The sequence below is a fragment of the Paenarthrobacter sp. YJN-5 genome (genome assembly GCF_015040095.1).
GTDB lineage: Bacteria > Actinomycetota > Actinomycetes > Actinomycetales > Micrococcaceae > Arthrobacter > Arthrobacter ureafaciens.
Genome location: NZ_CP053544.1, coordinates 4,181,531 through 4,199,356, shown reverse-complemented (window position 1 = coordinate 4,199,356; position 17,826 = coordinate 4,181,531). Strand labels below are relative to the sequence as shown.

15 protein-coding genes are annotated in these 17,826 nt (G+C 60.6%); 12 read left to right on the top strand and 3 right to left on the bottom strand.

The annotated features are described in order from the left end of the window. Positions 1-109: 109 nt before the first annotated feature. The gene (locus HMI59_RS19420) at positions 110-1,180 is read left to right on the top strand and encodes a LacI family DNA-binding transcriptional regulator (protein ID WP_193592247.1); all 1,071 of its coding nucleotides are present in this window, start codon (positions 110-112) and stop codon (positions 1,178-1,180) included. 818 nt (positions 1,181-1,998) lie between these two features. Here HMI59_RS19420 and HMI59_RS19415 read toward each other — a convergent pair. After that, entirely contained in the window at positions 1,999-2,487 is a 489-nt protein-coding gene (locus HMI59_RS19415) for a GNAT family N-acetyltransferase (protein WP_193592246.1), read from the bottom strand. A gap of 78 nt (positions 2,488-2,565) precedes the next feature. Then, positions 2,566-3,246: a GntR family transcriptional regulator gene (locus tag HMI59_RS19410; protein ID WP_193592245.1), complete on the bottom strand. Its 681-nt coding sequence runs from the start codon at positions 3,244-3,246 to the stop codon at positions 2,566-2,568. A gap of 253 nt (positions 3,247-3,499) precedes the next feature. On the opposite strand from HMI59_RS19410, the gene HMI59_RS19405 reads away from it, so the two are divergent. The 11 genes from HMI59_RS19405 to HMI59_RS19355 all read left to right on the top strand — a co-directional run bounded on the left by HMI59_RS19405 (position 3,500) and on the right by HMI59_RS19355 (position 15,740). Next, the gene (locus HMI59_RS19405) at positions 3,500-4,966 is read left to right on the top strand and encodes a sugar ABC transporter ATP-binding protein (RefSeq protein ID WP_370583537.1); all 1,467 of its coding nucleotides are present in this window, start codon (positions 3,500-3,502) and stop codon (positions 4,964-4,966) included. Continuing rightward, on the top strand, positions 4,963-6,006 hold the full coding sequence (locus HMI59_RS19400) for an ABC transporter permease (protein ID WP_227471455.1): 1,044 nt from the start codon (positions 4,963-4,965) through the stop codon (positions 6,004-6,006). Before HMI59_RS19405 ends, HMI59_RS19400 begins: the two co-directional genes overlap by 4 nt. Next, entirely contained in the window at positions 6,003-7,046 is a 1,044-nt protein-coding gene (locus HMI59_RS19395; protein WP_193592243.1) for an ABC transporter permease, read from the top strand. Before HMI59_RS19400 ends, HMI59_RS19395 begins: the two co-directional genes overlap by 4 nt. Positions 7,047-7,096: 50 nt before the next feature. Further along, entirely contained in the window at positions 7,097-8,302 is a 1,206-nt protein-coding gene (locus HMI59_RS19390; protein WP_370583536.1) for an ABC transporter substrate-binding protein, read from the top strand. A gap of 304 nt (positions 8,303-8,606) precedes the next feature. Continuing rightward, the gene (locus HMI59_RS19385) at positions 8,607-8,897 is read left to right on the top strand and encodes a hypothetical protein (protein WP_181968423.1); all 291 of its coding nucleotides are present in this window, start codon (positions 8,607-8,609) and stop codon (positions 8,895-8,897) included. Then, on the top strand, positions 8,894-10,462 hold the full coding sequence (locus tag HMI59_RS19380; RefSeq protein WP_016359407.1) for a GMC family oxidoreductase: 1,569 nt from the start codon (positions 8,894-8,896) through the stop codon (positions 10,460-10,462). Before HMI59_RS19385 ends, HMI59_RS19380 begins: the two co-directional genes overlap by 4 nt. A gap of 52 nt (positions 10,463-10,514) precedes the next feature. Further along, on the top strand, positions 10,515-11,891 hold the full coding sequence (aldh, locus tag HMI59_RS19375) for an aldehyde dehydrogenase AldH (protein WP_193592242.1): 1,377 nt from the start codon (positions 10,515-10,517) through the stop codon (positions 11,889-11,891). Positions 11,892-11,966: 75 nt separating this feature from the next. After that, the gene (locus tag HMI59_RS19370) at positions 11,967-13,133 is read left to right on the top strand and encodes a Gfo/Idh/MocA family protein (RefSeq protein ID WP_193592241.1); all 1,167 of its coding nucleotides are present in this window, start codon (positions 11,967-11,969) and stop codon (positions 13,131-13,133) included. After that, positions 13,133-14,341, top strand: coding sequence for a dihydrodipicolinate synthase family protein (locus HMI59_RS19365; protein ID WP_193592240.1), 1,209 nt, complete (start codon positions 13,133-13,135; stop codon positions 14,339-14,341). Before HMI59_RS19370 ends, HMI59_RS19365 begins: the two co-directional genes overlap by 1 nt. Continuing rightward, positions 14,342-15,511, top strand: a complete 1,170-nt coding sequence (locus HMI59_RS19360; protein ID WP_193592239.1) for a glycerate kinase — start codon at positions 14,342-14,344, stop codon at positions 15,509-15,511. 43 nt (positions 15,512-15,554) lie between these two features. After that, a complete protein-coding gene (locus HMI59_RS19355; RefSeq protein ID WP_181968424.1) occupies positions 15,555-15,740 on the top strand; it encodes a hypothetical protein in 186 nt (61 codons plus the stop codon). Between the two features lie 252 nt (positions 15,741-15,992). Here HMI59_RS19355 and HMI59_RS19350 read toward each other — a convergent pair whose 3' ends face one another. Next, the gene (locus tag HMI59_RS19350; protein WP_193592238.1) at positions 15,993-17,807 is read right to left on the bottom strand and encodes a thiamine pyrophosphate-requiring protein; all 1,815 of its coding nucleotides are present in this window, start codon (positions 17,805-17,807) and stop codon (positions 15,993-15,995) included. Positions 17,808-17,826: the final 19 nt, after the last annotated feature.

Genomic DNA, 17,826 nt, shown 5'->3' with positions numbered 1-17,826 from the left:
GGGAGATTTTTACTGGAAGGATAATTACAGCTTTAGAACTTCGTGGCTCTGTAAGCTTAATCAGGCAGTCAGGCTTCCCGTGCGGCTGGAGGGATAGACAGGAGAGTTCGTGGCAGGAGCAGTCAGGCAAAAGGACGCCGAAGCAAGGCCACCAGAGTCACCTTCGCGCCGCAAGCCGAACATCAATGATGTTGCACGGATTGCGGGCGTCTCTTACGGTACGGTCTCGCGGGTGCTTAACAACGCGCCCGATGTCAACGCCGCAACTCGCGAACGGGTGCTGCAAATTATCAAGGACATCGGGTACCGCCGCAATCGCGCGGCGACCACGCTCGTAACGAGCCGCTCGACGTCCATCGGAATCCTGACTGACGGCTCGCCCCGCTTTGGCCCGGTCGGGACGCTCATGGCCCTTGAGAACACCGCCCGGAAGAAGGGCTATTCGACGAACGTCGTCACAGTGGAGGCGCCCTACGAAGATTCGGTGCACAAGGCTCTGGACACCTTGGACGACATCGGTGTGGACGGAATCATTGCCATCGCGCCGGTCGTATCGATGGCCTCGGCCGTCTGGAGCGCCTCGGTCCGGGTTCCCGTCGAGATGATCGCCGCCGGAGCGTCTTCGACACCCAATGTCTTCACGTACTCCGAGAACCAAGAGCTGGGGGCGCGCATGGCGACACAGCACCTCATCGACCTCGGCCACACCGACATTGCCCACTTGGCGGGCTCGATGGAATGGTTTGATGGCCGGGTCCGCAAGCGCGGATGGGAGGCCGCCCTGCGAGATGCAGGCCTCCGCCCGGGGCTCTGCCGTGAGGGTGACTGGAGTCCAAAATGGGCCTACGAAACGGGCTTGCAGCTCGTGGAGGAGGGCAACATCCCCCAGGCTATTGTCGCAGCGAGCGACCACACAGCCCTTGGAGTGATTCGGGCCTTTGTTGAGAAGGGTGTGCGGGTGCCCGAGGATGTTAGCGTTGTTGGCTTTGACGACATCGAGGGATCGGACTATTTTCTGCCTCCGTTGACGACAGTGCGACAGGATTTCACTACGCTCGCGGCAGCCAGCATTGACGTGCTCCTAGGCGCGATCGAAGGCCGGGAGGTTGACCGCGATCCCAGTCCGCCGACGCTCGTCGTCCGTCGAAGCTCTGCCCCTGCCCGTAACGCCGGTCGCTAGCTCACGGGGTAGGCGGAGGAGAACGACCCCAAGCAGACCTGAGCAAGCCTACGTTTAAAACGGAACCCCGGGCACCGCCACAGCGGCGCCGGTTGTGCACACTCGCTAATCCACAGCCGACAACGCGCTTGTTCTCCTTCAAACCCCGATAATTGCGATTCCGTCAAGTAACTACGCAGCCGCGCCCCGCCAAGGCTTCTCCGAGGTTTTTTCACCGTTGAGCCTCGGTGGACCGGGGGGAAGGCGGCGGCAACTTGAGGCGCCGGCCTGCCCTCCTCATCTGGCGCACGACAATCGTCACGACGATTGCGTTGGCGTCAGAATAGCGCCAAATTCCGTTTTCTTGACAGTGACTTGATGGTCTTCTTAGATCTCACCCTGACAATGAGGGGCAGAAAATCGGAGGCTGGGGTAGCCAGCGAATCGTCGCATAGTCCGAAGAATCAAGGCCTAAAGGGAAATCGCTTGGCGAAGGGGCCGGCGATGTCGCCTCCTGCGGCTCGGCAGGTATTTGAAAAGTCCGCCGACAGACGAATCCTCCCTTGTTAGGCCGCCCGGACGTCAGGTTGAGGTGTGCCCGAATTGCACGGACCTTTCCAGGACTAAGTAAGGCAGAAGGGCCTGCCACGCGGAACCTCGAGTTGGCTCGGCTATAAGCCGTCGTATAGGGAGGACCCGGGAAGGAGCTGGACCATCGCCGCAGTGCCAACACTGGTTTGAAGTCATCTCTCGCGTTCCTACCGAGACCTTCGCAGATCCGCGATGGTTGGTCGTCAGCTCCTGCTCAGGACAGTCAATTGCACGGCGGTCGTGGAAGCTCACGTGGCAGGCTCCAGCCGCTTTATGAAGTAGACCCGGCAAAATCCATCCTCAATGTCTCGGTGTGTCTCTTGATAGCCACGGCGCCGATAAAAGGTCAGGTTTTCGAGCATCGCCTCGTTCGTGTAGAGGCGGAGTTCATCACTCCCTGCGCGACGGGCGAGCTGCTCGGCTTCGATGAGCAACGCTGATCCCAAACCCAGGCCCTGAACGTCGGGGGATACGGCGAGGTTATGAATATGAAGTGCCGCGTCCTCTACACGGGTGATAAGCATGCCGACCAACTGGTCATCGCTCCAGGCAAGGAGGGCGTCCCCTGAGGCTGCAATCGCAGCATAATCGAATGTTATCGGAGCGGATTCCTTCCCAATCCGCTCAACGTAGATTGCGTACGCCCTGCGGGCGAGGACACGCATGAAAGAGCTGTCAGAGGCACTTGCAGCCGCCAGTTTTATCCCTGATTTTTGGAGCATCTTGGAAGTGGGCATAGCCAGTGCTGGGCCCCGGCCTTGCCTTTTCTTTCTGTGACGGTGCGACCGCACCAGGCTGACCAGACGGCTTAGCCGTTAACTCGCCTGGACGGCGGCGTCTACTCCCCCATTGGAGTGTGCAGTGGCAGGGAGATAGGCAGCAACATGATGGGTCAGGGCATGCTCGGCCAGCTCAGGATCGCCAGCTTCGAGGGCGTCAACAATTGGTCGATGTGATTCGGCTGCGTCATCTAATGGGATGTCGCTGGAGGCCATTGCCAAGATCGTCATGACCTCGATTCCCAGGGCGTTCCAGGCGCGCAGCAGAGAGGCGTTTTCGGCCGCCCGTACGACGGATCGGTGGAACGTGGTACTGGCTGCAGCGAAAACCCTGCGGTCACCCCCTTCCGCTGCTTCCTTCATAGCCTCGAAGCTTCCACGAACCTCCTCAGCGTGATTGTGATAGTTATTGGCGGCTAAGCGGCCGGCTATGCCTTCAAGGGCAGAACGGATGGGCGCCGCCTCAACCAAATCCTTTTCGGCTAGTTGTCGTACACGGGTGCCGACGTGGATACGGGATTCGAGCAGGCCAAGGGCGGCGAGTTCACGAAACGCCTCACGCACCGGCGTCTGACTTGTCCCGAGCTGTGCCGCTATTTCCATCTCACGAACGGGGGCACCCAAAGGTAGCCTTCCCTGCGCAATTTCCATGACGATGAAGTCTCGCACTTGGCTGGCGACGGTCGTTCTCGTCAGCCGCTTAGAGGTAGCGTCCATGGTTCCTCGGCCTTTCTTGGTGCGCCCGGAAGGCAAGCACGAGTTTTCTGGTCTCGCCGGGCTTTGCACTCACCCTACGCGGGGCAAGAAAAAAAAGAAAGTTTTAGGCATTATCGATAATGCTTGACTTGCGGGTGATCGCGGTCATACAGTTGCTGCTCGTACAGGCCGCCGAGACGGTGCGGTTTCCGCTTCGACGGGCGTCACAACGAAGTGAGATGAGGCTTTCGTGTTAGCACTTGAAGTACGGGGAGTGAGCAAATCATTCTTCGGATTCCCGGTACTGACCGGCGTAGACCTTGAGATAAGGCCGGGAGAGGTGCACGGGCTCGTAGGAGAGAACGGCGCCGGGAAATCTACATTGATGAAGATTCTTGCGGGAGTCTACACACGGGACGAGGGCAGGGTTGTTCTCGGTGGCAGGGATGTTATGTTCAGCCATCCTGTGCAGGCTCAGCTGGCAGGCATTTCGACGGTATTCCAGGAATTCAACCTGTTGCCGGACCGGTCCGTAGCCGAAAATATATATCTCGGCCGCGAACCGCGTGTGCGAGGTTTCATCTCGCAACGGAAGATGAACGCAGCGACTGCAGAGCTTTTTTCATCCCTTGGGGTTGACTCCATTAACCCGGCAGCGCATGTGCGGACACTATCTGTGGCGCAGCAACAGCTCGTGGAAATCGCCAAGGCCCTCAGCTTTGACGCCCGGGTCATTTCCATGGACGAGCCAACCGCTGCCCTTGCGGATCACGAAGTGGAGCTCCTGTACAGCATCATTGAAAACCTCAAGAAGCGCGGCGTTGCCGTTCTCTACGTATCCCACAGATTGCGGGAAATTTTTAAGCTTTGTGACCGCATCACGGTTCTCAAAGATGGCGCCCTTGTAGCCACGAAGCCGGCAGAAGAACTCAACGAGCAGGAACTGGTCCGGCTTATGGTCGGGCGCCCCCTGTCCTCGTTCTTCCCGCCCAAGACCGAAGGAACAGTAGTTGGAGACACAGCGCTCTCCCTTCAAAACGCCGGGAACCATGTAGTAAACAACGTGACGCTGAAACTCCGTCGCGGGGAAATCCTGGGAATAGCCGGACTGCAAGGGTCAGGCCGCACAGAAGTTTTGGATGCTATCTCCGGATCGGCACCATTCACCCGCGGCGAGATACACGTCAATGGGGCACCCACGACCATCAAAACAACCCGCCAAGCAATTCGAGCCGGGATTGCTCACGTCACGGAGGACAGGAAAGCTACGGGACTGCTCCTGAATCAATCAGTCATTGATAACGCTCTGACAGTAATCCGAGCCTGCTATCCCAAACGCACTTCAACTGCCCGTCAGGCTGCAACCGACCTGTTTCTGGAGCTGCAACTCTCAGCACGGGGACCGGATCAGGAGATCAGGTACCTTTCCGGCGGCAATCAACAAAAGGTGATTCTCACCAAGTGGCTGCTTATGGAACCACAAATCGTCCTTCTCGATGAGCCAACCAGAGGGATTGATGTTGGTGCGAAGTTTGCCCTGTACGTCCTCATGCGACGTTTGGCTGCCGCCGGACACGCCATCCTCATGGTTTCCAGCGAATTGCCTGAACTCATCGGGATGGCCGACAGAGTTCTCGTTATGCGTGACGGGGAACTGGTCTCCGAGCTTCCTGCCGGGTCCAGCGAAGAAAGCATTTTGCAGGCAGCGGCCGGCATAACCGACGCGGCGGTGGCAGCATGAACGCTCACAGATTCAAGTCCACTTTGAACAACACCCTCCGGTCCAATACAGGTTCGGTATATCTGGTCTGGATCCTCGTCCTCTGCTGCGGTGGGGCTCTCACTGGGCTCTCCGGCCGCAGCTTTTTTACCGAAGGGAACATTACCGACCTTCTGACCAGCACCACCGTCCTTGGTCTGGTTGTCGTCGGACAGACCCTCGTCATTCTCCTTGGAAGCCTTGATCTGTCCGTTCCATTCGTGCTCAGCCTTTCCAGCGTCCTGGCCGCAGGAGTCATGGCAGGACGATCGGAAAACTTTACTGCCGGTATCGTCACAGCGATTTTGGTATCCCTCGCCATTGGACTCGTCAACGGCCTGCTCGTCGGTCTGGTCAAGATCAATGGCTTTATCGCCACGCTCGGTACAGGTCTCGTGGTTTCGGGATACCTCTTCACCAACTACCGCGGAAGCACTGGCAAAGCATCCCCTGAGCTTGCCGCCATCGGGTCAGCCTCCTGGGGAGTGGTGCCATGGACGACAGTTGCCATGGTCCTATGCCTGGTGGCCACAGCCCTGTTTCTGAACAGGACCCGGACAGGGCTCCACATTTACGCCGTGGGCGGGGATCCCGCCGTCACAAGGATGTCGGGAATCAGGGAATCGTTACCCGCAATCGTGGCTCACTCCCTTTCCGGACTCTTCGCGGGCCTCGCCGGACTGGTCATCGTCGCGCGTCTGGGCGTCGGCAGCCCCGAGGTCGGCACCCAGGGTGGTTATGACCTGCTCTCAATCGCGGCCGTCGTGGTGGGCGGAGCAGTCCTAGCCGGCGGAAAAGGATCGATTTGGGGCTCGCTCGGCGGCATCCTCATCTTCGCGACCATCGACAGCCTGCTGGGAATCATGGAAGTCAACCCCTACCTGAAGGAAGTAGTCAGGGGCCTCATCATCATCATCGCTGTCGCTGTCTATGCGAAAAGAAACCAGCTCAAACGATCCGCGCGCTTCGACTCACTGCGGACGAAATCAACCAGTTCAATGAAGGAGGGCAGCATCCGATGACCACAATCAGGTATTCCGCCCAAAGGCAGCCCCTGTTTTCACGAACCCTGCGTTCCTTCGCCACACCTGGTGGAGCGATCTACTTGCTCCTCCTCGCCCTCCTTATCATCCTGACCTTCTACAATCCATCCCTCGCAGAGCCGGACCAGATGACCCGGTTCATTGGGAGGTCAGTACCAATCGCGGTCGTGGCAATTGGCCAGTACTTCGTCATCGTCGCAGGGGAATTCGACCTGTCAATGGGCGCCGTCATCTCGGCTCAGGTCGTTCTTGCCGGAAATCTGATTGGCCAGGAGCCATCCCGCATCCCGCAGGTTATGGTGCTCATGATGGTGCTGGGAACCGTTGTAGGCATCGTCAACGGCGTACTGACCTCTCTGCTCAAGGTACCCAGTTTCATCACCACGCTCGGAACGGCGCTGGTCCTGTCCGGACTGACTTTCTACTTCACCGGGGGCGCTCCCAGCGGAAACCCGGCCGATGCATTCCGCGCCATTGGCCGCGGCGGACTGCAAAATGTCCCCCTTATAGGATTCGTGCCCTACTCCGTTCTGGTTCTGCTCTTCGTAGCTATAGGCGCGGCCTGGCTCATGAAAAAACCGTTCGGACGAATGCTGATTGCAGTTGGTGACAATCCTGCGACAACAGCCCTTGCTGGCGCCAGCCCCTGGTGGATCCGTACTAAAGCCTTCATCCTTTCATCCACAGCAGCCACCGTGGCAGCAGTTCTCATGGTCGGCTACGCCGGTGCCAGTCCGGTTGTCGGACAGGGCTATGAGTTCACGGCCATCACGGCCGTCGTTCTCGGCGGCGTCGCCCTGGGAGGTGGACGCGGCGCAGTCCTGTCCGCGGTAGCAGGGGCTTACGTCCTGGAAACCCTTGTCAGCATTCTCAACTTTGCCGGCATCCAATCGACGTGGCGCCCTTCAGTTCAAGGCGCAATTATCATCCTCGCTCTCGGCATCCCACTGCTGCGCATGAAGCGCCCAGCATGGCTGACGAAAAGGCCGGTAAACCGCAACACCCCGGATGACCAGTAACAAATAACAACAACCCCCTGGCCATAGCAGGCCACTTCGAAAGGAACAACGTGCCTACACAAGGGACCAAAACAAAGATGTTTGCGGTACTAGGTGCAGCCGCCATGATGATCACCGCGTGTGCTCCCGGTTCGACCGCTGGTGCGGAAACCTCTCCGGGTTCCACCACCACAACCAACGACTGGTTCGACCAGGCACAATTCGATCTGGAAAACTCGCAACGGACTGCAACCTTTGCCGGGGACCCATCCACCCCCTATCTTCAGCACCTCGACGGGCCAATGGTAGACGCCACAGCATTCAAAAAGAACGCGCCGGCCAAGGTCTGTTTCTCCAACGCTGCGCTCAGTAACACGTGGCGGCAGACCGGCTGGATCACCATGAACGAACAGCTCAAGGAGCTGCAAAAGCAGGGTGTCATCTCGCAAATGGAAACCCGCAACGCCCAAGACAGCGACAACACACAGGTTGCTGACATCGACTACTTCGTGAACCAGCAATCCTGTGACGCCTTCATCATCGCCCCCAATTCGCCACAGGCAACGGCACCGGCAGTGGAAAGAGCCTGCAACACAGGAAAACCCGTCATCATCTTCGACCGTGGGGCCGGCACGGACTGCGCAACCACATTCATCCACTCCGTGGGCGGCATGGCCTGGGGAATTGATTCAGCGACGTTCGTAACAGAAAACGTCAAACCAGGAGGACACGTAGTAGCACTGCGTACGGCGCCTGGAGTTGACGTTTTCGAGCAGCGCTGGGCCGCTGCCCAGCACATTTTCAGCGAGGCAGGGCTGAAATACACGGACTACATCACCGGTGCCGACCCCACCAAAATCAAAGCAGTCGTGGCCGATGAGCTCGCCAAAGGAACTGTCGATGCCGTTTGGGTGGACCTGGGCGACCAGTCGGTTCCAGCTATCGAGGCCTTCGAGGATACCGGCAAGGACATCCCTGTGGTGACCGGCGAAGACAACCTCTCTTACCTCAGGGCATGGAAGAACAAAGGGTTCAAAGGCTTCGCGTCCGTGTATGACGCCTACCAGTGGCGAACCGCGCTCCTTGCGGCAGCGTCCCTCTTCCGGGGCGAATCAATCCCCAAGGATTGGGTATTGCCGCAGGTACCCGTCACTTCCGAAGATCTCGACAAGGTCCTGAAGACCAACGAGGGAATGCCCGATTCGCATTACGCAGCCTTCGGCGGCGAGGACCTTCCAGGCTTTCCGCAGGTATGGCAAAAGCGGGTCATTCCCTAACGCACAGGGAAGGGCCGGGAAGAACGTCCTTCCCTCCACACTTCACTTCAGTTCGAAAGGAAAACCCATGGCGGCAGACAGCGCTGTTTTTTCGCCCCATCCAGACCTATTTCCACCTGCGCGCGTCGCAGAGCTCATTGTGCTGGCAAAAGCACTCTATCCACACCCGGACCTACGGGACGGACCTTACACCCGGACTGTTTCCAGCATCATCACACAGGCCGCATCAGATCCCGGGCTATACCGAACCCTGTCAGACGGATTAAGGGACTTGGTCCAGATAACAACTTCGCCAATCCGCGACATGGATTCCAAGGCCATTGATTGCCTGTTGCGAGCGGTTGAGCAAACGACGTTCTTCAACACTCTGCGTCCGCTGGTTGCATTTCACCTTTACGACGACCGCGAAGTCTGGGAATTCATAGGCTACCCGGGGTCTTCGTTCGAACAGGGCGGCTACCTGCACCGCGGATTCGACGACCTGGCATGGCTTCCCCAACCCCGCATCGAAGAACCCGCCGAGCCCCTCCTCCCCATCGGACCTCTCCCAACCATGTCTCCTGACGTGACCGAATATGCAAGGACAGCCGGATGAAAAAGTATGACCTCACTGATGACGACGTCGCCGTTATCATCGGTTCCGGCCCCGGCGGTGCCACCTTGGCCCTCAGACTCGTGCAGCAAGGCCTTAAAGTCGTGCTTCTCGAAGCAGGCCCATGGATCACCAACGACAAGTTCATCAACGACGAACGGGAGTCCTACAAGCAGCTCACATGGACCGACACCCGACTGGCAACTGGATCATGGAGCCTCGCGAAGGACTTCCCCGGCAGCCCGGCGTGGAACGGAAAGGCCGTCGGTGGAACGGCGACATTCTGGACCGGACTGACACCCCGATTCAAATGGCACGAGTTCAAGACACACACGTACTACGGAGACCTGCCCGATGGAACCATCGCAGACTGGCCACTGGACCTGGACGAACTCGACCATTACTACACCGCAGCGGAAAAAGCGGTGGGAGCCTCCCACCGGCACGGCCGACCTCCGCTGCCGGCGAGCAACGGCTACAAGGTTCTGGCGAACGGCGCCGAACGAATCGGATACCGCCATTACGCTACAGGCCCCTACGCCACCAACGTTGAACCCTACGATGGCCGCCCGGGCACAGTTCAGGACGGCTTCGCTATGGCAGGCGATAAAAGCCGCGCCAAGTGGTCACCACTTGTCAGCGAGATACCAAAGGCTTTAGCCACGGGCCTGCTGGAACTGCGGACCGAAGCCCAAGCCGTACAAATCACGCTTGGCCCTGACGGCCGCGCGGACGGCGTCGTCTACACAGACACCGTCGGAAACCTGCAACGTCAACGGGCTCGCCTCGTAGCTGTAGCAGGAAACGCCATCGAGACCCCACGCCTGCTCCTGCTTTCGGCTACCTCGGGCCATACCGACGGCCTTGCCAACTCCTCAGGCCAGGTCGGGCGCAACTATATGCGGCACACCACCGGTCTCGTCTACGCCGAGTTCCCCAACGAAGTCCATATGTACCGCGGCGAACCCATGGCGGGCATCATCAGCGACGAATCGCGGCATGACCCATCACGGGGCTTCGTTGGCGGCTACTACATCGAGATGATCGCCCAAGGGCTGCCCTCATTCAGTACCTTCATGAGCCCGGGGGAGTGGGGGCCACAATTCACAGAGAAGGTAGAAGCCTACACCCGCACAGCGGCACTTTGGATTTGCGGTGAGGACGTTCCGCAGGCATCCAACAGAGTAACCTTAAGCAACACCGTCACCGACCGCCTCGGTCTGCCCGCACCTGTCGTCCACTACGACGACCACCCCAACGACATCGCCATGCGGAACCACGGCTACGAGCAGGGCGAGAAACTCTTCAAATCTGTCGGCGCCATCCGCACAACCAGAGCCCCGGGGATGCCCTCCGGGCACAACCTGGGAACAGCCCGAATGAGCCAGAAGCCTGATGAAGGCGTCGTCAACAGTTTCGGTCAAGCCCACGACGTACCTAACCTGTTCGTCTCCGACGGGTCACAATTCACGACCGGCGCTGCCGCGAACCCCACCCTGACAATCGTCGCCCTGTCGATGCGACAGGGCGACTACATCGGCCGGCAGCTCAGCGCCGCAGCTCTGTAGACAATCCTTTCCGCTGCCCTACCAGCAATCGAAAACAGCAACAAGGAGCATCATGGCAATCGCTACCATCGACCCCACCACGGGCATCACCCTGAAAACCTTCGACGCCCATACGCCCGAAGAGGTAGAAAACCGGATCGCCCGGGCGGAAGCAGCATTCCGGTCACTGCAGAACACCTCCTTCGAAGAACGCGCCCGCTGGATGCATAAGGCCGCTGACATCCTCGAAAGCGAATCCGACGAAGTGGCCCGCCTCATCGCCACCGAGATGGGAAAAACTTTAGCGACAGCAAAGTACGAGGCCCTGAAATCAGCCACCGGCATGCGGCACTTCGCCGATCACGCCCAGCGCTACCTAAGCCCAGAAACCCCGGTGCCGGCAACCGAGGTCAACGCCTCCAACCTCCACGTACAATTCGACCCGCTAGGCGTCGTTTTGGCCGTTATGCCCTGGAATTACCCCCTTTGGCAGGCCGTGCGTTTCGCCGCCCCCGCACTAATGGCGGGCAACACAGGGCTCCTCAAGCACGCCTCAAACGTTCCTCAATGTGCGCTGTACCTGGGAGACCTCTTCGCCCGCGGCGGTTTTCCTGAAGGCGCGTTTCAGACACTGCTGGTTGAAGGCAAAGACGTTATTCCCCTCGTGGATGACGCAAGGATCAGGGCGGTCACCCTGACCGGCTCCGTCGCTGCCGGTTCCGCCATTGCTGAAGCAGCCGGCAGGAACATCAAAAGGAGTGTCCTGGAACTGGGAGGCATGGATGTCTTTATCGTCATGCCCTCGGCCGATATTGAAAAGGCCGCTGCCCAGGCAGTAATCGCACGCCTTCAAAACTCGGGGCAGTCCTGCATCGCGGCCAAGCGCTTCTACGTTCACGAAGATGTCTACGACCGCTTTGAACATCTGTTCGTTACAGGTATGGCCGAAGCAGTTGCCGGTGACCCCTTGGACGAAAGCACCAGCTTTGGCCCCCTGGCCACGGAGCGAGGACGCCAGGACGTTCATGAACTGGTTAGGGACGCCCGCGAAAAAGGGGCAGCAGTTCAGTGTGGAGGAGAAATACCGGAAGGGGAGGGCTGGTACTACCCGGCGACTGTCCTCACAGGCGTAACAGAGGACATGCGCATCTACCGGGAAGAATGCTTCGGCCCCGTGGCCTGCCTCTACAAGGTGTCATCACTCCAGGAAGCCATCGCTCTCAGCAACGACTCTGATTTTGGTTTGAGCTCAAGCGTGTGGACCAATGACGAGACCGAAGCGACCGAAGCAGCTCGATCAATCGAGGCCGGGGGCGTCTTCATCAACGGTCTGACGGCGTCATTCCCGGCGGTGCCTTTCGGTGGCCTCAAAGACTCCGGCTACGGACGTGAGCTCTCCGCCTATGGAATCCGGGAGTTCGTAAACATCAAGACGGTCTGGACCTCCTGACCCACCCGAAACGGGGCGGCGCTGGCCCTACTAACCCTCAGCGCCGCCCCTTCAACCCTTTTCTCTGAGGAAAATATGACTAAAACAGCGATTGTCCGCGTCGCTATGAATGGCATCACCGGCCGGATGGGCTACCGCCAGCACCTGCTGCGTTCCATCCTCCCCATCCGCGACGCCGGCGGCTTCACCCTCGAAGACGGCACCAAGGTCCAGATCGAACCGATCCTCGTAGGCCGCAACGAAGCCAAGATCCGCGAACTCGCCGAGAAGCACAAGGTTGCCGAGTGGAGCACGGACCTGGACTCGGTCGTCAACGACCCCACCGTCGACATCATCTTCGACGCCTCCATGACCAGCCTCCGCGCCGCCACCCTGAAGAAGGCGATGCTGGCCGGCAAGCACATCTTCACCGAGAAGCCCACCGCGGAAACCCTGGAAGAGGCCATTGAACTGGCCCGCATCGGCAAGCAGGCAGGCGTCACCGCAGGCGTCGTACACGACAAGCTGTACCTCCCGGGCCTGGTCAAGCTCCGCCGCCTGGTGGACGAAGGCTTCTTCGGCCGCATCCTGTCCATCCGCGGTGAGTTCGGCTACTGGGTCTTCGAGGGCGATATCCAGGCCGCCCAGCGCCCCTCCTGGAACTACCGCAAGGAAGACGGCGGCGGAATGACCACGGACATGTTCTGCCACTGGAACTACGTCCTTGAAGGCATCATCGGCAAGGTCAAGAGCGTCAACGCCAAGACCGCCACCCACATCCCCACCCGCTGGGATGAAGCCGGCAAGGAGTACAAGGCAACCGCCGACGACGCCTCCTACGGCATCTTCGAGCTTGAAACCCCGGGCGGCGACGACGTCATCGGCCAGATCAACTCCTCCTGGGCCGTCCGCGTCTACCGCGACGAACTGGTGGAATTCCAGGTGGACGGCACCCACGGCTCCGCCGTTGCCGGCCTGAACAAGTGCGTCGCCCAGCAGCGCGCACACACCCCCAAGCCGGTCTGGAACCCTGACCTGCCCGTCACCGAGTCCTTCCGCGACCAGTGGCAGGAAGTCCCCGCCAACGCCGAACTGGACAACGGCTTCAAGCTGCAGTGGGAAGAGTTCCTGCGCGACGTCGTCGCCGGCCGCGAGCACCGCTTCGGCCTCCTGTCCGCAGCCCGCGGCGTGCAGCTCGCAGAACTCGGCCTGCAGTCCAACGACGAACGCCGCACCATCGACATCCCGGAGATCACGCTCTAATGACTTCGCTCATCCTCCCCTCCTCCGACGGCGGCACCCGGGAATACCGCCTGCAGGGCGTCACCACCTGGGCACGTCCCAACGCGCCGCTAACGGCCCGCCGGGCCTACGCCGCCGCCCACGTTATTCCCGAAGTGTTAGCGGACAACACCCCGGGCGCCCCGGCCCGGCTCGACTGGGACGCCACCATGGCGTACCGCCACGAGCTGTGGTCCTACGGCCTTGGCGTCGCCGATGCAATGGATACCGCCCAGCGCGGTATGGGCCTGGACTGGGCAGCCACCCAGCAGCTCATCAAGCGCACCGGCGTAGAAGCAGCGTCCGTGGTTGCAGCGAACAATGCGGCCACAGCCGGCAAGTCCGTCCGGGACCTCGTCTCCTGCGGTGCCGGAACGGACCAACTGGACATCGACTCACTGCCCGCAGGCGAAGCCGGCCTGAAAGCCGTGCTCGAGGCCTACCGCGAACAGATCGCCGTGATCACCGAAGCCGGGCCGAAGGTCATCCTGATGGCCTCCCGTGCCCTGGCCAGGGTAGCCAAGGGTCCGGAGGACTACCTGAATGTGTACTCGACGCTGCTGCAGGAGGTGGACCAGCCGGTAATCCTGCACTGGCTCGGCACCATGTTCGACCCCGCGCTTGCCGGTTACTGGGGCTCCGACGACGTCGCTGCCGCCACCGAGACCTTCCTGGGCCTCATCAAGGACAACGCGGACAAGGTTGACGGCGTCAAGGTCTCGCTGCTCGATGCCAGCCACGAGGTGGCCCTGCGCGCAGCGCTGCCCGAAGGCGTCCGCCTCTACACCGGTGACGACTTCAACTACCCCGAGCTCATCGACGGCGACGGCACCCACCACTCCGACGCGCTGCTGGGCATCTTCGCGGCCATCTACCCGGCCGCCTCGGTGGCCCTGCAGAACTACGACGCCGGAAACGCCGCCAAAGCCCGCGAGATCCTGGACTCAACCCGGGAACTGGGCAAGCACATCTTCAGCGCCCCCACTTTCTACTACAAGACCGGCATCGCGTTCATGTCCTGGCTCAACGGCAAGCAGCCCGGGTTCCAGATGGTCGGCGGCCTGCACTCCGGCCGCTCCGTCTGCCACCTCGCCAAGACCTTCGAACTGGCCGACCAGGCCGGCCTGCTCAAGGACCCGGCACTGGCTGCCTTCCGGATGTCTGAATTCTTACAGACAAGCGGGATCTAGATGGACCTTGCCAATCCGCGCCCGAATGGACACGCACGGGTTCTCATCGCATCAGATAAATTCAAGGGCTCCCTTTCCTCACGAGAGGTCGCCGCCCATCTCACTGCTGGTCTTCGCAGCGTGCATCCAGACGTTCAGGTCAAACAGCTGCAGGTCGCTGATGGTGGCGAAGGCACAGTAAAAGCGGTGATCAGTGCAGGCTTCAGCAGCCAGCTCGTTCAAGTCAGCGGTCCCACGGGACGTCCAGTTGTCGCAGAATTTGCAACACGGGGCAACGAAGCCGTTATTGAGATGGCAAATGCCGCTGGCTTAGCCCTTCTCCCAGGGGGTGCCTCCGCTCCGCTGACCGCTAGTAGTAGAGGAGTAGGAGAACTCGTCTGCGCAGCCCTCGACCTGGGCTGTAACAAGATCATCATCGGGGCTGGAGGAAGCGCCTGCACTGACGGTGGGGCTGGATTGCTGGCGGCACTCGGTGCCGAATTTCTCGATGCCAAGGGTCAACCTCTGCACGAGGGCGGGGGGTTTCTGATGGACCTCGCCTCCGTGAAACTGGACAACCTGGATAAGAGACTTCGTCGGGCGCGATTCGTTTTGGCAACAGACGTTAACAACCCATTGCTCGGTCCTGAGGGTGCAGCAGCGATATTCGCGCCCCAAAAGGGGGCTACGATGACCGACATCGCGCGCCTCGAAGCCGGACTTGAGCAGCTAGTCGCAAGTATGGAGCAAGAAATCGGTCCTCGGGCTATTAGAGCCGCCGCAGTACCAGGAGCGGGATCTGCCGGCGGGCTCGGTTACGCTGCCATCGCAGTCCTGGCTGCGCAAACCCAACCAGGAGTCGTTGCCTTCCAAAACATCCTGGAACTGAACCACTACATCGCGGACTCAACACTCGTAATAACCGGTGAGGGAAACATGGACGAGCAAAGCCTCGGCGGGAAGCTGCCCCTGGGCATCAGTCGCATCGCTTCAGAACACGGTGTACCAGTGATTGCAGTCTGCGGAAACATCGCCCTGGACGCTTCGCAAGTTGAGCTCGCCGGTTTCACCCGGGCCTACTCTCTGCGGGAACTGCAGCCCGATCTGTCCCGATGCATCAACCAAGCTGGGCCACTGTTAGAACAAATTGGGAGCACCATCGGATCTGATCTTCACAAACTGGGTGCATGACAGACACGGCGGGCAGGGCAGGTCGCACGTTGGAGGCAAGAATATGAGCAAATTCCAATACCTTGAGCCCGGCAGCCGAATTGAAGCATGGGACAAAACCGGCACCCGCTGGCAAGGAACCGTAGATATGGCAGACCCTGATTTGGGCGTTATTTGGATCCACACAGACGTTGGGGAACGCAAACTCCTCGACTTCCACGAGCATACGATCCTTGCGCCCTGCCGGTAAATCTGCAACCAGACTCGCTCAGGCCCGTGGTTTAGGAGCCGATAACCGATGTTTCGTCAACCTGTTCCTGAGCCGACTAGCGTCAACCCAAGTCGCGGGGCGACGACGGTAGGGGTGTTGGCCATGTGTCCGGCAGTGGCCGGTTCAGTACCTTAGGAAACTTTAAGGCACCAGCAGGCCGAAGGATGTGGCTCCTGCCGACTCCGATGCGGACTTGCCCAGCCAGCCACCCGCCTCCAACGCCCACGACCCCTACGCCCTGTCCCTCAGCCGTGCCTCTCCCTCCGCGTAAGCATCCAGCAGCTTCCGGGCATGGGCGCCGTCGGAACCTTCCTCATCCAAGGCCGACTGCATGCCTTCCAGCTTTTGCTCGCCGGCGGGGAAAGGCGGCAGCAGGGGAGTGTTCGGATCGGTCAGCACTTCAATGACCGACGGCCTGTCCGCTGCCAGGACCTCGTCCCATGCGGCGCCAAGCTGCGCGGGGTCGTCCACGGTCACGCCCTTCAGGCCAAGCAACTCCGCGTATGCAGCGAACGGGAAGTCCGGGAGCTCCTGGCTGTCGTTGAAGCGGGGTTCGGTTTCGGTTTCGCGCTGCTCCCACGAAACCTCGGCGAGATCCCGGTTGTTGAAGACGCACACCACAAAGCGCGGATCCGCCCAGTCCCGCCAGCGGTGCGCCACGGTGATCAGCTCGGCAACACCCAGCATCTGCATGCCTCCGTCACCCGCCAAAGCAACCAGGGGACGGTCCGGGTGGGCGAGCTTCGCCGCCAGGCCGTAGGGGATGGCGCAGCCCATGCTGGCGAGGGTTCCGGAAAGGTGCGCCGGGACTCCCTGCGGAAGGGTCAGCTGCCGCGCGTACCAGTAAACGCAACTGCCGACGTCGACGCTTACTTGTGCGTTTTCAGGGAGCCGGCCGTTCAACTCGCGGACCACCAGTTCCGGGTTGACCGGGCTCGCGGCAATACGGGCGCGTTCCTCCGACAACTTCCGCCAGGCGCGGACCTGGTCTTCGACGTCGGCACGCCACCGTGCGCGTTCGGCTTCCTTCTCCTGCTGCCTTGCAGCCAATCGGAAAGCGAGTTGTTGCAGCGTCTCTGCGGCATCGCCCGGGAGGCAAACTTCCAGGGGGTAGCGGTTGGCGATCTTCCGTCCGTCAATGTCGATCTGCACAGCCCTGGCCTGCCCGGGCTTTGGATAGAACTCCGTCCAGGGATCGTTGGAGGCGATGATCAGCAGGGTGTCGCAGTTCTCCATGAGGTGGGCGCTCGCCGTTGTGCCCAAATGCCCCATGGTGCCCGTGGCAAAGGGGAGTGTTTCGTCCATATAGGGCTTGCCAAGAAGGCTGGTGGTGATGCCGGCGTTCAGTTGCTCGGCTAGTTCCACTACCTCTTTTTGTGCCTTGCGGGCGCCCTGGCCAACCAAAAATGCCACCCGTTCGCCTTGTGCGAGGACCTCCACTGCGGCGTCTAGCTCTTCATCGCGCGGCACCACCCGGCCCGGGCGCCAAACGGGGGCAGTGACCACGATGCCGTGTTCGGGTTCGAGCTCCGGGGCCTCGGCTGTCTGGAGATCGTGGGGAACGATCACCACGCAGGGAGTCCTCGTCTCCAGGGCGGTGCGGAACGCCCGGTCGATCAGCATGGGGACCTGTTCGGGGGAGCTGGCCAGCTGGGCGAACTGCGCGGCGACGTCCTTGAACAGGGTCAGGAGATCGATCTCCTGCATGTAGGCAGAACCCAGGACCGTGCGGCTTTGCTGGCCGATGATCGCGACCAACGGGACGCCGTCCATTTTCGCGTCGTAAAGGCCGTTGAGCAGGTGGACCGCGCCGGGGCCTTGGGTGGACGTCACCACCCCCACGCCGCCGGTGTATTTGCCGTGGCCCACCGCCATGAAGGCCGCGGCTTCCTCGTGCCGAGCCTGGACGAACTCCACCTCGCCCTCGGAGCGGCGGAGCGCGCCCATGAAACCGTTGATGCCGTCCCCGCTGTAGCCGAACACCCTGTCCACGCCCCAGGCTTTGAGGCGTTCCACGATCAGATCCGAAACCGTTCGCTGAGTCATGGAGCCATGGTAAGCATAC